Annotated in this window: 14 protein-coding genes; 11 read left to right on the plus strand and 3 right to left on the minus strand. The window is 60.0% G+C overall.

Going from position 1 to position 12,639, the window contains the following annotated elements:
• Positions 1–46: 46 nt before the first annotated feature.
• From F8N80_RS12800 to purT, 4 genes are all read left to right on the plus strand, one after another.
• Complete coding sequence (locus F8N80_RS12800; protein WP_150746872.1) at positions 47–646, plus strand: CoA pyrophosphatase; 600 nt, start codon at positions 47–49, stop codon at positions 644–646.
• A gap of 66 nt (positions 647–712) precedes the next feature.
• A complete protein-coding gene (locus F8N80_RS12805) occupies positions 713–1,237 on the plus strand; it encodes a gamma carbonic anhydrase family protein (RefSeq protein WP_150746871.1) in 525 nt (174 codons plus the stop codon).
• A complete protein-coding gene (locus F8N80_RS12810) occupies positions 1,234–1,446 on the plus strand; it encodes a DUF1289 domain-containing protein (protein ID WP_150746870.1) in 213 nt (70 codons plus the stop codon). Before F8N80_RS12805 ends, F8N80_RS12810 begins: the two co-directional genes overlap by 4 nt.
• A 102-nt stretch (positions 1,447–1,548) precedes the next feature.
• Complete coding sequence (gene purT / locus F8N80_RS12815; RefSeq protein WP_150746869.1) at positions 1,549–2,730, plus strand: formate-dependent phosphoribosylglycinamide formyltransferase; 1,182 nt, start codon at positions 1,549–1,551, stop codon at positions 2,728–2,730.
• Between the two features lie 133 nt (positions 2,731–2,863).
• On the opposite strand, the gene F8N80_RS12820 is transcribed toward purT, so the two are convergent.
• The 3 genes from F8N80_RS12820 to F8N80_RS12830 all read right to left on the minus strand — a co-directional run bounded on the left by F8N80_RS12820 (position 2,864) and on the right by F8N80_RS12830 (position 6,587).
• The gene (locus F8N80_RS12820) at positions 2,864–4,180 is read right to left on the minus strand and encodes an MFS transporter (RefSeq protein ID WP_150746868.1); all 1,317 of its coding nucleotides are present in this window, start codon (positions 4,178–4,180) and stop codon (positions 2,864–2,866) included.
• Positions 4,181–4,526: 346 nt separating this feature from the next.
• Positions 4,527–5,762, minus strand: coding sequence for a transporter associated domain-containing protein (locus F8N80_RS12825; protein WP_150783975.1), 1,236 nt, complete (start codon positions 5,760–5,762; stop codon positions 4,527–4,529).
• Between the two features lie 12 nt (positions 5,763–5,774).
• Positions 5,775–6,587 carry a cytochrome C assembly family protein gene (locus F8N80_RS12830; protein ID WP_150746866.1) on the minus strand — a complete coding sequence of 271 codons (813 nt, stop codon included), beginning with the start codon at positions 6,585–6,587 and terminating at the stop codon, positions 5,775–5,777.
• Between the two features lie 210 nt (positions 6,588–6,797).
• On the opposite strand from F8N80_RS12830, the gene ffh reads away from it, so the two are divergent.
• The 7 genes from ffh to dsbC all read left to right on the plus strand — a co-directional run bounded on the left by ffh (position 6,798) and on the right by dsbC (position 12,517).
• Positions 6,798–8,174: a signal recognition particle protein gene (ffh, locus tag F8N80_RS12835; protein WP_150746865.1), complete on the plus strand. Its 1,377-nt coding sequence runs from the start codon at positions 6,798–6,800 to the stop codon at positions 8,172–8,174.
• 250 nt (positions 8,175–8,424) lie between these two features.
• On the plus strand, positions 8,425–8,676 hold the full coding sequence (gene rpsP / locus F8N80_RS12840; RefSeq protein WP_003198088.1) for a 30S ribosomal protein S16: 252 nt from the start codon (positions 8,425–8,427) through the stop codon (positions 8,674–8,676).
• 5 nt (positions 8,677–8,681) lie between these two features.
• Complete coding sequence (rimM, locus tag F8N80_RS12845) at positions 8,682–9,218, plus strand: ribosome maturation factor RimM (protein WP_007944873.1); 537 nt, start codon at positions 8,682–8,684, stop codon at positions 9,216–9,218.
• A 2-nt stretch (positions 9,219–9,220) separates the two neighbouring features.
• Positions 9,221–9,973, plus strand: coding sequence for a tRNA (guanosine(37)-N1)-methyltransferase TrmD (gene trmD / locus F8N80_RS12850; protein WP_090188015.1), 753 nt, complete (start codon positions 9,221–9,223; stop codon positions 9,971–9,973).
• Between the two features lie 45 nt (positions 9,974–10,018).
• Positions 10,019–10,369, plus strand: a complete 351-nt coding sequence (gene rplS, locus F8N80_RS12855; RefSeq protein ID WP_003175895.1) for a 50S ribosomal protein L19 — start codon at positions 10,019–10,021, stop codon at positions 10,367–10,369.
• Positions 10,370–10,632: 263 nt separating this feature from the next.
• Positions 10,633–11,529 carry a site-specific tyrosine recombinase XerD gene (gene xerD, locus F8N80_RS12860; RefSeq protein ID WP_150746864.1) on the plus strand — a complete coding sequence of 299 codons (897 nt, stop codon included), beginning with the start codon at positions 10,633–10,635 and terminating at the stop codon, positions 11,527–11,529.
• Positions 11,530–11,785: 256 nt separating this feature from the next.
• Positions 11,786–12,517: a bifunctional protein-disulfide isomerase/oxidoreductase DsbC gene (dsbC, locus tag F8N80_RS12870; protein ID WP_150748233.1), complete on the plus strand. Its 732-nt coding sequence runs from the start codon at positions 11,786–11,788 to the stop codon at positions 12,515–12,517.
• The last annotated feature ends 122 nt before the right edge of the window (positions 12,518–12,639 follow it).

Consider the following 12,639-nt stretch of genomic DNA (forward strand, 5'->3'; position numbering starts at 1 on the left):
TTCGATTGGTGCATGATGCAAGGTAGAGAATAAGTCGAGAAGTCTCATGCTGGACGAGCTACTGCATCGAGTAAGCAACCACATCCCGCGCACACTGGAAACCGATAAGCGTTTCCCTGAGGCCGCGGTCCTGGTGCCCATCACTCGCAGTGATGAACCTGAACTGGTTCTGACCCTGCGCGCCAGCGGGCTCTCGACCCATGGCGGTGAAGTCGCTTTTCCCGGCGGTCGCCGCGACCCCGAAGACCCGGACCTTGTTTTCACCGCTCTGCGCGAAGCCGAAGAAGAAATCGGCCTGCCGCCGGGGCTGGTCGAAGTGATCGGCCCGCTGAGTCCGCTGATCTCCCTGCACGGCATCAAGGTCACGCCCTATGTCGGCGTGATTCCGGACTTCGTCGACTATCAGGCCAACGATGCCGAGATTGCCGCGGTGTTCAGCGTACCCCTGGAATTCTTCCGCAAGGACCCAAGGGAGCATACCCACCGCATCGATTACCAGGGCCGCAGTTGGTACGTGCCGAGTTATCGTTTTGGCGAATACAAGATCTGGGGCCTGACCGCGATCATGATCGTCGAGTTGATCAACCTGCTTTATGACGCCAGAATCAGTCTGCACCAGCCGCCCAAGCGTTTTACCGACACCTGAAGCCATCGTTCGAAATGGCCGAACCTTTTTTGCAAGTGAGCCTGCCTGAGCCTCGAGGGAACAAAGATGAAATACCGCCTGGGCGACGCTCGCGTCGAAACCCATCCACAGAGCTGGGTCGCACCCAACGCCGTGCTGGTCGGCAAGGTCAAGCTGGAAGAGGGCGCCAACGTCTGGTTCAACGCCGTGCTGCGTGGCGACAACGAATTGATCCTGATCGGCAAGAACAGCAATGTGCAGGATGGCACGGTGATGCACACCGACATGGGCTACCCGCTGACCCTCGGCACCGGTGTGACCATTGGCCACAACGCCATGCTCCACGGTTGCACTGTCGGTGATTACAGTCTGATCGGGATTAACGCGGTGATTCTCAATGGCGCGAAAATCGGCAAGAACTGCATCATCGGCGCCAACTCCCTGATCGGCGAAGGCAAGGAAATTCCGGACGGCTCGCTGGTCATGGGGTCGCCCGGCAAGGTGGTGCGCGAGTTGACCGAAGGACAGAAGAAAATGCTGGAGGCCAGTGCCGCTCACTACGTGCATAACGCCCAGCGTTATGCCCGCGATCTGGCTGAGCAGGAACAATGAACATCCCCGAACGCCCGGTTCGATCGCCCTGCGTGAATGTGTGTGCGCTGGACGAGGACGATGTCTGTACCGGGTGCCAACGCACGGTGGAAGAGATCACGCGCTGGAGCCGGATGGACAACGAGGAACGGCGCAGGGTGTTGGGGTTGTGTCATGAGCGGGCCAAGGCCAGTGGGATTATCTGGATGCTCCCTGCGAAATCCGACTGAAGCCAACCCCTCGGGTTCATGTAAAATGCGGCGCTTTCTTCCCATGGGAAGCGCGCCAGGCGCGCCGCGACCCTCGATGATCCGCTCCATAGAGGACCTGAGATGACCCGTATCGGAACTCCATTGTCGCCAACCGCGACCCGCGTCTTGCTGTGTGGCTGCGGTGAGTTGGGCAAGGAAGTGGTGATCGAGCTGCAACGCCTGGGCGTTGAAGTGATTGCCGTGGATCGCTACGCCAACGCGCCGGCGATGCAAGTTGCCCATCGCAGCCACGTGATCAACATGCTCGACGGCGCTGCCCTGCGTGCCGTGATCGAGGCCGAGAAGCCGCACTTCATCGTGCCGGAAATCGAAGCCATCGCCACCGCGACCCTGGTCGAGCTTGAAGCGCAAGGTTTCACCGTGATCCCGACTGCGCGCGCCACGCAGCTGACGATGAACCGCGAAGGCATCCGCCGCCTGGCCGCCGAAGAACTGGACTTGCCGACCTCGCCGTACCACTTTGCCGACACCTTCGAGGATTACAGCAAGGCCATCGAAGACTTGGGTTTCCCGTGTGTGGTCAAGCCGGTCATGAGTTCCTCGGGCAAAGGCCAGAGCCTGCTGCGCAACGCCGATGACGTGAAAACCGCGTGGGATTACGCTCAAGAAGGCGGCCGCGCCGGTAAGGGGCGGGTGATTATCGAAGGCTTCATCGACTTCGACTACGAAATCACCCTGTTGACCGTGCGTCACGTCGGCGGTACTACCTTCTGCGCACCCGTCGGTCATCGCCAGGAGAAGGGCGACTACCAGGAATCCTGGCAACCACAGGCGATGAGCCCGGTTGCCCTGGCGGAATCCGAGCGCGTGGCCAAGGCGGTGACTGAAGCCTTGGGTGGCCGTGGTCTGTTTGGCGTCGAGCTGTTCATCAAGGGCGATCAGGTGTGGTTCAGCGAAGTGTCGCCGCGTCCGCATGACACCGGCCTGGTGACCCTGATTTCCCAGGACCTGTCGCAGTTCGCCCTGCATGCGCGGGCGATTCTGGGCCTGCCGATTCCGTTGATCCGTCAGTTCGGGCCATCGGCTTCGGCGGTGATTCTCGTGGAAGGGCACTCGACCCAGACTGCTTTCGCCAACCTGGGTGCTGCATTGAGCGAGCCGGATACGGCGTTGCGCCTGTTCGGCAAGCCTGAAGTTAACGGTCAGCGTCGGATGGGTGTGGCGTTGGCGCGGGATGAGTCGATCGAGGCGGCTCGTGCGAAAGCGACCCGTGCTTCCCAAGCCGTTGTTATTGAGCTGTAACCGCGGCGCGGCATTCGCGAGCAAGCCCGCTCCCGCATTGACTGCATTCTTTCTGTTAGAACGCGGTCCCCTGTGGGAGCGGGCTTGCTCGCGAAGCTGTTGCTGTTGCTGTTGCGGTGCTTTTGCTTTTGCTTCAGGCCACCCGATTCAGATCGTTGTGACGCGTCTCCTTCAGGCACAGCACCGCTATCAAGCTCAGCACCGCGGCCCCCGACACATACCCGCCGACATAACTCAAACCACCCATCGCCACCAGTTTCTGCGCAAAGAACGGCGCCGCCGAGGCCCCGACGATCCCGCCCAGGTTATAGGCTGCCGAAGCGCCGGTATAGCGCACGTGAGTCGGAAACAACTCCGGCAGCAACGCCCCCATCGGCGCGAAAATCACGCCCATCAGAAACAGCTCGATGCACAGGAACAGCGCCACGCCCCACGTTGATCCTTGGGTCAGCAGCGGTTCCATCAGGAATCCGGACAGAATCGCCAGCACGCCACCGATGATCAGCACCGGTTTGCGCCCATAACGGTCGCTGGCCAAGGCCGACAACGGCGTAGCGGCGGCCATGAACAGGACAGCGAAGCACAGCAGCGCGAGGAAGGTTTCGCGGGTGTAGCCGAGTGTCGACACCCCATAGCTCAACGAAAACACCGTCGAGATGTAGAACAGCGCGTAGCACACCACCATCGACGCGGCCCCCAACAGCATGGGCGCCCAGTATTGGCTGAACAGCTCCACCAGCGGAATCTTCACCCGTTCCTGGCGAGCCATCGCATTGGCGAACACCGGCGTTTCGTGGAGCTTGAGGCGTACGTACAGGCCGACCACCACCAGTGCGGCACTGAGCAGGAACGGAATCCGCCAGCCCCAGGAGCGAAACTGCTCGTCGTCCAGGGTCATGGCGAGGGTCAGGAACAGTCCGTTGGCCGCGAGAAAGCCGATCGAAGGGCCGAGCTGCGGGAACATGCCGAACCAGGCGCGCTTGCCTTTGGGCGCGTTCTCCGTCGCCAGCAGCGCGGCGCCGCCCCATTCACCGCCCAGCCCCAGGCCTTGGCCGAAGCGCAACACGCAAAGCAGGATCGGCGCCCAGGCCCCGATGCTGTCGTAACCCGGCAGCACGCCGATCAGCGTGGTGCATACGCCCATCAGCAGCAGGGAGGCCACCAGGGTCGATTTGCGCCCGATGCGGTCGCCGAAGTGGCCGAACAGCGCCGAGCCCAGCGGTCGGGCAAGGAACGCGATACCGAAGGTGAGGAACGCCGAAAGCATCTGCGCGGTGCCGTCGGTCTGCGGAAAGAACACCGGGCCGATCACCAGCGCTGCCGCAGTGGCATAGACGTAGAAGTCGTAGAATTCGATGGCGGTACCGATGAAGCTCGCGGTGGCCACCCGGGTGGCGGAGTTCGTCGGTTGTGCAGGCGTGCTGTCGTTATAAGTCGTGCTGGTCGTCATGCGGTAATCCCTGACAGTCATGTGCTCCAGTGGAGCTAATTATTATGGTCGAACACCCAGGGATGTGGGTTTTAATACAGAGTGCGGGTAGCACGGGGGTATGGCGAGGCTTGGGTAAGCGGTATCGATTATGCCACGGTCGGTAACATTTCCTGTAGGAGCCAGCGGTGCGGCGATCCGACTTGCCGGCGAAGGCGTTCTCAAGGACGCCTTCGCTTTTTGTAGGAGCCAGGCTTGCCGGCGAAGGCGTTTTCAAGGACGCCTTCGCTTTTTGTAGGAGCCAGGCTTGCCGGCGAAGGCGTTTTCAAGGACGCCTTCGCCGGCAAGCCTGGCTCCTACAGTCATTTCAGGCCGGGGTTTGCACTGTGGCCGTATGCCAGATCAGCACGCGAGTCACGCGGTTGTCTTCCGTTTCCAGGATTTCCAGGCGATACCGCCCGATCTTCAGGCACACCGCGCTCTCGGGAATCGTCTCCAGCGCCTCGGTGACCAAACCGTTCAGGGTTTTCGGGCCATCGCTGGGCAGGTGCCAGCCCAGGCTCTTGTTCAGGTCGCGAATCGATGCCGCGCCATCGATGACTAGTCGCCCATCGGCCTGGGGATGAATATGCGGGTTATCCAGGCTGTGCTGGCTTTCGAACTCGCCGACGATTTCTTCGAGAATGTCTTCCAGGGTCACGATGCCGAGCACTTCGCCGTACTCGTCGACCACCATGCCCAGGCGTCGCTGCTGTTTGTGGAAATTCAGCAGTTGCAGCTGCAGTGGCGTGCTTTCAGGCACGAAGTACGGCTCGCGACTGGCCGCCAACAGCGATTCCATGGTCAGGCTGCCGTCAGGCAGCAAGTGGCGGATCTGCCGGGTATTGAGCACCGCTTCGACCTGGTTGATATCGCTGTGGAACACCGGCAGGCGCGTGCGTTTGTTGTGGCGCAGTTGTTCGATGATGTCCGAGAGAGCGTCGTCGAGGTTGATCCCGTCGACGTCACTGCGCGGAACCAGAATGTCGTTGACCGTGATGTTGTCCAGCGCGTGGATACCCGAGAGCGGGTGCGGGCGGCAAACGGCGTGTTCGTGATCGTCGTGTCGATCGTTCGGCGCTTCATCTTCGCTCTGTTGCACCACTTTGGCTTTGCGGGCGAACGGTCGCATCAACAACTGGCTGATGCCATTGAGCAACCAGGCGGCCGGGTAGATGATTTTCAGTGGCGCGCCAAGCAAGGTGTTGCCCAGCGTCAGGACCGCGTCCGGGTAGCGAGCGGCGAGGGTGCGTGGCAGGTAGTCGGCGAACACCAGCAGGATGGCGCCGGCCCCGACGCAAGCGGCCCATGGACCGTTTTCAGCCCAGGTAAAAATCGCCAGCAACGTGCTGATGACCACCACCAGCGCGCGGCACAGGGTGTTGCAGAGGATCAGGCTATTGAGCGGGAAACTCAGTTTCGCCACGGGTTTGTCACTGGCGCGCGAGGCGGTGCGCTGGGCCAGCAAGTATTGTTGTGCCGCTTCGATGGCGGTAAACAGCCCCGACCATAAAATCAGCAGGGCCATTACAGCAAGCATCGGCCCTATGGGCAATTCGTCCATTGATGCCGCCCGTCAGATGTGCAGGATGTATTCGCGGACCAGCTTGCTGCCGAAGTACGCCAGCATCAGCAGGCAGAAACCGGCGAGGGTCCAGCGAATGGCCTTGTGTCCGCGCCAGCCCAGGCGGTTGCGGCCCCAGAGCAGCACGCTGAAGACGATCCAGGCCAGGCACGCCAGCAAGGTCTTGTGCACCAGGTGCTGGGCGAACAGGTTGTCGAGGAACAGCCAGCCGGAGATCAGCGACAACGACAACAGGGTCCAGCCAGCCCAGAGGAAGCCGAACAGCAGGCTTTCCATGGTTTGCAGCGGCGGGAAGTTCTTGATCAGTCCGGACGGGTGTTTGTGCTTGAGTTGATGGTCCTGAACCAACAACAGCAACGCCTGGAACACCGCAATGGTGAACATGCCGTAGGCGAGGATCGACAGCAGGATGTGGGCGAGGATGCCTGGCTCCTCGTCGATGATCTGCACCGTGCCCGCGGGGGCGAACTGCGCGAGCAACACGGTCGCGAGGCCCAGCGGGAACAGCAATATCAGCAGGTTCTGCACCGGAATTCGCGAGCAGGCCAGCAGGGTCAGGGCAATGACCGCCGCGGCGATCAGGCTGGCGGCGCTGAAAAAATCCAGGCCCAGGCCGATTGGCGTCAACAGATGGGTGAACAGGCTGGCACCATGGGCCAGCACGGCCATTACGCCGAGCGTGACCAGCAGGCGCTTGTTGGCCTTGGCGCCGGTGGCCAGACGAGTGCCCTGATAGAGGGTCGCAGCGGCATACAAGCAGGCGGCGGCGAGAGTGGTAAGCAAGCTGGGTGACAAGGGGAGCATAAATCCTGTTAGGCAAGCCCGAAAGGCACTGAGTTTGGCATAGAACCCACGCAGCACGAAAGACCATGCAAGCTGACGACGAGGTGTCCGCCAGACGCAGTCTTCGCTATAATCCGCGACCTGCCCACGCCGCAGGCTCGCCGAGCACACGTTTAGTCCGGTCCGGGCCGCCATTATCCCGGTCTACACAGGGCCTGAAAGGATCGCGCAATGTTTGAAAACTTAACCGACCGTCTCTCGCAGACGCTGCGCCATGTCACCGGCAAGGCCAAGCTGACCGAGGACAACATCAAAGACACCCTGCGTGAAGTGCGCATGGCGTTGCTCGAAGCCGACGTCGCCTTGCCGGTGGTCAAAGACTTCGTCAACTCGGTCAAGGAGCGCGCTGTCGGTACCGAGGTGTCGCGCAGCCTGACGCCGGGCCAGGCCTTTGTGAAGATTGTTCAGGCCGAACTCGAAAGCCTGATGGGCGCGGCCAACGAAGACTTGAACCTGAGCGCCGTGCCGCCTGCCGTCGTGCTGATGGCCGGTTTGCAGGGCGCGGGTAAAACCACCACCGCCGGCAAACTCGCGCGCTTCCTTAAAGAGCGCAAGAAGAAGTCGGTGATGGTCGTCTCCGCGGACGTTTACCGTCCGGCGGCGATCAAGCAGCTGGAAATGCTCGCCGGTGAAGTCGGCGTGACGTTTTTCCCGTCCGACCTGAGCCAGAAGCCGGTCGATATCGCGCAAGCGGCTATTAAAGAAGCCAGGCTCAAGTTCATCGACGTGGTCATCGTCGATACCGCCGGTCGCCTGCACATCGATGAAGAGATGATGGGCGAGATCAAGGCGCTGCATGCCGCGATCAGCCCGGTCGAAACCCTGTTCGTGGTCGATGCCATGACCGGTCAGGATGCCGCCAATACGGCCAAGGCCTTTGGCGACGCGCTGCCGCTGACCGGCGTGATCCTGACCAAGGTCGACGGCGATGCCCGTGGCGGTGCCGCCCTGTCGGTGCGAGCCATCACCGGCAAGCCGATCAAGTTCATCGGTATGGGCGAGAAGAGCGAAGCGCTCGAGCCGTTCCACCCTGAGCGTATCGCTTCGCGCATCCTCGGCATGGGCGACGTGCTCAGCCTGATCGAGCAGGCCGAACAGACCCTCGACAAGGACAAGGCCGACAAGCTGGCCAAGAAGCTGAAGAAGGGCAAGGGCTTCGACCTCGAAGACTTCCGCGATCAGCTGCAACAGATGAAAAACATGGGCGGCCTCGGCGGCCTCATGGACAAGCTGCCGAACATGGGCGGCGTGAACCTGGCGCAGATGGGCAACGCCCAGGGCGCGGCAGAGAAGCAATTCAAGCAGATGGAAGCCATCATCAATTCCATGACCCCGGCCGAGCGCCGCGACCCTGAGCTGATCAGCGGTTCGCGCAAGCGCCGGATCGCCATGGGCTCCGGCACCCAGGTGCAGGACATCGGCCGCTTGATCAAGCAGCACAAGCAGATGCAGAAGATGATGAAGAAATTCTCCGCGAAAGGCGGAATGGCCAAAATGATGCGCGGCATGGGCGGTATGTTGCCCGGCGGCGGCATGCCAAAAATGTAAAGAATCCGCGCAAGGGCTTGCTCTTGCGCAGCCCCACATGGAAGTGGGATCAACAGCAAACCCGCACTTGGCGGGAGCTGACTGGCCGTTTTCAACGACGGCTCTATAGCAAATCTGGATGGCGTCCGATAGGCCGCCGGAAAAAGACATTTGCAAAAGTCCGGATATTCCTTAGAATATGCGGCCTTTCGGGCACCTATGCCCGCTGTGCCTTTAGATTTGCAGCACCGACTACAGGAACGATGTTCACATGCTAACAATCCGTCTTGCCCTTGGCGGCTCCAAAAAGCGCCCGTTTTACCACTTGACCGTAACCGACAGCCGCAACCCGCGCGACGGTTCGCACAAGGAACAGGTTGGTTTCTTCAACCCTGTTGCCCGTGGTCAGGAAGTTCGTCTGTCCGTGAACCAAGAGCGCGTAGCCTACTGGCTGAGCGTTGGTGCACAACCTTCTGAGCGCGTTGCTCAGTTGTTGAAGGAATCTGCTAAGGCTGCGGCCTGAGCAATATGAACGCGACGCCAGCTGTTGCCGATGATTTGATCGTTATTGGCAAAATTTATTCTGTTCATGGCGTTCGCGGCGAAGTGAAGGTGTATTCCTTTACTGATCCGACTGAAAACCTGTTGCAGTACAAAACCTGGACGCTCAAGCGCGAAGGTAATGTGAAACAGGTAGAGCTGGTCAGCGGACGTGGGAACGACAAGTTCCTGGTCGCAAAGCTCAAGGGTCTCGATGATCGTGAAGAAGCTCGTCTTCTGGCCGGTTATGAGATCTGCGTGCCGCGCAACCTGTTCCCTGAATTGACCGACGGCGAGTACTACTGGTACCAGCTGGAAGGTCTGAAGGTTATTGATCAACTCGGGCAATTGCTCGGGAAAATCGATCATCTTCTGGAAACCGGCGCCAATGATGTAATGGTGGTCAAGCCTTGCGCTGGCAGCCTGGATGATCGCGAACGCCTGTTGCCCTATACGGAGCAATGCGTGTTGGCTGTCGACCTGGCGGCAGGCGAGATGAAGGTGGATTGGGACGCGGATTTCTAAGCGTGGCTAACTTGCGCGTAGAAGTGATCAGTTTGTTTCCCGAGATGTTCTCTGCCATCAGCGAGTACGGCATCACCAGTCGTGCGGTGAAACAGGGGCTCTTGCAGCTCACCTGTTGGAATCCGCGAGACTACACGACGGATCGACATCACACTGTGGATGATCGCCCATTTGGCGGTGGTCCGGGCATGGTGATGAAGATCAAGCCCCTGGAAGATGCTCTGGTTCAGGCCAAGGCAGCAGCCGGGGAGGCGGCGAAGGTGATTTACCTGTCCCCCCAAGGCCGTCAACTTAATCAGTCGGCGGTACGCGAGTTGGCGAATCTGGATGCATTGATCCTGATTGCCGGCCGCTATGAAGGCATTGACGAGCGTTTTATTGAAGCTCATGTCGATGAAGAGTGGTCGATTGGCGACTATGTACTGTCTGGCGGCGAGCTGCCGGCGATGGTCCTGATCGATGCGGTTACACGACTGCTGCCCGGAGCTTTAGGGCATGCGGACTCCGCCGAGGAAGATTCCTTTACGGATGGTTTGCTGGATTGCCCGCACTACACCCGACCGGAGGTGTATGCGGATCAGCGTGTTCCCGACGTATTGCTAAGTGGCAATCACGCGCATATCCGGCGTTGGCGTTTACAGCAGTCCCTTGGTCGGACCTTTGAACGACGCGCCGATCTTCTGGAAAGCCGCTCGCTTTCTGGAGAAGAGAAGAAGCTGCTCGAGGAATACATCCGCGAGCGGGACGATAGTTAACAACGTATCGATGGTAGATCCGACGATTTACCTTAGGAGCACAGCATGACTAACAAAATCATCCTTGCACTCGAAGCAGAGCAGATGACCAAAGAGATCCCTACCTTTGCCCCGGGCGACACCATTGTCGTTCAGGTGAAAGTGAAGGAAGGCGACCGTTCGCGTCTGCAAGCGTTCGAAGGTGTTGTTATCGCCAAGCGTAACCGCGGCGTAAACAGTGCTTTCACCGTGCGTAAAATCTCCAACGGTGTTGGCGTAGAGCGTACTTTCCAGACCTACAGCCCGCAAATCGACAGCATGGCCGTCAAGCGTCGCGGTGACGTACGTAAAGCCAAGCTGTACTACCTGCGTGACCTGTCCGGTAAAGCAGCTCGCATCAAGGAAAAACTGGCTTAAGTCCAGCTTCCGATGCAGAAAAAAGCAGCCTTCGGGCTGCTTTTTTGTTGCCCGCGATTTACCTGATACAAACCTGTAGGAGCGAGGCTTGCCCGCAAAGACGGACTTACATTCAACATTGATGTTGGCTGATAGGATGTCTTCGCGGGCAAGCCTCGCTCCTACAGGAGATCACGACGTCGTCACTGCAATTGCATCAGGCACTGTGAAGCCCTGTCCTGCTATGAAAGACTTACCCTCAGATTCCCGCTGCCTGAGCCTCTATGCCCGCCATCGACCATCCCCTGATAGACCAATTCCTCGACGCCCTGTGGCTGGAGAAAGGCCTTTCCGATAACACCCGCGACGCCTATCGCAGCGACCTGGCGCTGTTCAACGGCTGGTTACAGGAAAAAGGGCTGGAGCTGATCAACGCCGGTCGCGAATTGATCCTCGATCACCTGGCCTGGCGCCTGGAGCAAAACTACAAACCCCGTTCAACCGCGCGATTCCTTTCCGGCGTGCGTGGGTTTTATCGCTATTTATTGCGGGAAAAGCTGATCGCCGTCGATCCGACATTGCGCGTCGATATGCCCCAGCTCGGTCGGCCGTTGCCAAAATCCCTGTCAGAAGCCGATGTGGAGGCCTTGTTGAAAGCTCCGGACTTGAGCGAAGCCATCGGCCAGCGCGACCGCGCCATGCTCGAAGTGCTCTATGCGTGCGGTTTGCGGGTGACGGAGCTGATCAGCCTGACCCTGGAGCAGGTCAACCTGCGCCAGGGCGTGCTGCGGGTGATGGGCAAGGGCAGCAAGGAGCGACTGGTGCCGATGGGCGAGGAGGCGATCGTCTGGGTTGAGCGCTACCTGCGCGATGGCCGCAACGAGCTGCTGGGCGGGCGTCCGAGCGATGTCATGTTCCCCAGCCAGCGTGGCGAGCAGATGACCCGCCAGACGTTCTGGCACCGGATCAAGCACCAGGCCAAGGTTGCCGGGATCGGCAAGTCGCTGTCGCCGCATACGCTGCGTCACGCCTTCGCCACGCACCTGCTCAACCACGGCGCCGATCTGCGCGTGGTGCAAATGCTCCTCGGCCACAGCGATCTATCTACCACGCAGATCTACACCCACGTCGCCCGGGCGCGCCTGCAAGACCTGCACGCCAAACACCACCCCCGCGGCTGAACACGGTTCCTGTGGGAGCGGGCTTGCTCGCGAATGCGGTGTATCAGTCAAAGATGATGTCGACTGACACACCGCATTCGCGAGCAAGCCCGCTCCCACATAAAAGCAAGCGCCACCATGATGTGTTGCGTCAGGCGCATTCGGCCACAGGAGCCTTATGTGGTAGGCTTTGCCGGTTTGTACGATGGGTGGTTATGACCCGGTGTTTCGGCACGGGCGTTCTGATCGTCCCATTTGTCCGCCTTCAGGAGTTCTCATGCGTCTGACCCAGATTTTCGCCGCCGCAGCCATTGCGTTGGTCAGCACCTTTGCCGTCGCCGATGACGCGGCCGACAAGGCCATTCGAAAAAGCCTGGAAAACCTCCAGCTCGAAGTTCCCGTTGAAACCATCACCGCCAGTCCGCTGCCTGGCCTCTACGAAGTCAGGCTCAAAGGCAGCCGTGTACTGTATGCCAGCGCCGACGGTCAATACGTGGTTCAGGGCTACCTGTTCCAGCTCAAGGACGGCAAGCCGGTCAACCTGACCGAGAAGACCGAGCGGCTGGGCGTTTCGAAACTGGTCAACGCGATTCCGGTAGCGGAAACCGTGGTTTACCCGGCGATCGGCGAAACCAAATCCCACATCACCGTGTTCACCGACACCACCTGCCCGTACTGCCACAAACTGCACGCCGAAGTGCCTGAGCTGAACAAGCGCGGCATCGAAGTGCGTTACGTGGCGTTCCCGCGCCAGGGGCTGGGCTCGCCGGGTGACGAACAGCTGCAAGCGGTCTGGTGCTCGAAAGACAAGAAAGCCGCCATGGATAAAATGGTCGATGGCAAGGACATCAAGGCCGCCAAGTGCGATAACCCGGTGTCCAAACAGTTCGCTCTCGGCCAGTCGATTGGCGTGAACGGCACACCGGCCATCGTTTTAGCTGATGGCCAGGTCATTCCGGGCTACCAGCCAGCGCCACAAGTCGCCAAACTGGCGCTGGGTGCGAAATAAAGTTCGTATCGTCACGGTCAGCCTTTGACGATCATGGTCGGGCGGTCAGTCGCCTGACCATCAATAGAGAACCGCGAGTATGCGGTTGTTTTCACGGCCGGCCTCGAGTCGGCCGTTTTATG

Source organism: Pseudomonas fluorescens (assembly GCF_902497995.1).
GTDB lineage: Bacteria > Pseudomonadota > Gammaproteobacteria > Pseudomonadales > Pseudomonadaceae > Aquipseudomonas > Aquipseudomonas fluorescens_BK.

Coding starts and splice junctions, on each gene's coding strand:
- dsbC (WP_150748233.1), top strand. CDS start 11,786: ATGCGTCTGACCCAGATTTTCGCCGCCGCAGCCATTGCGTTGGTCAGC.
- rpsP (WP_003198088.1), top strand. CDS start 8,425: ATGCTAACAATCCGTCTTGCCCTTGGCGGCTCCAAAAAGCGCCCGTTT.
- F8N80_RS12825 (WP_150783975.1), bottom strand. CDS start 5,762: ATGGACGAATTGCCCATAGGGCCGATGCTTGCTGTAATGGCCCTGCTG.
- rimM (WP_007944873.1), top strand. CDS start 8,682: ATGAACGCGACGCCAGCTGTTGCCGATGATTTGATCGTTATTGGCAAA.
- F8N80_RS12830 (WP_150746866.1), bottom strand. CDS start 6,587: ATGCTCCCCTTGTCACCCAGCTTGCTTACCACTCTCGCCGCCGCCTGC.
- purT (WP_150746869.1), top strand. CDS start 1,549: ATGACCCGTATCGGAACTCCATTGTCGCCAACCGCGACCCGCGTCTTG.
- ffh (WP_150746865.1), top strand. CDS start 6,798: ATGTTTGAAAACTTAACCGACCGTCTCTCGCAGACGCTGCGCCATGTC.
- xerD (WP_150746864.1), top strand. CDS start 10,633: ATGCCCGCCATCGACCATCCCCTGATAGACCAATTCCTCGACGCCCTG.
- F8N80_RS12810 (WP_150746870.1), top strand. CDS start 1,234: ATGAACATCCCCGAACGCCCGGTTCGATCGCCCTGCGTGAATGTGTGT.
- F8N80_RS12800 (WP_150746872.1), top strand. CDS start 47: ATGCTGGACGAGCTACTGCATCGAGTAAGCAACCACATCCCGCGCACA.
- F8N80_RS12820 (WP_150746868.1), bottom strand. CDS start 4,180: ATGACGACCAGCACGACTTATAACGACAGCACGCCTGCACAACCGACG.
- rplS (WP_003175895.1), top strand. CDS start 10,019: ATGACTAACAAAATCATCCTTGCACTCGAAGCAGAGCAGATGACCAAA.
- F8N80_RS12805 (WP_150746871.1), top strand. CDS start 713: ATGAAATACCGCCTGGGCGACGCTCGCGTCGAAACCCATCCACAGAGC.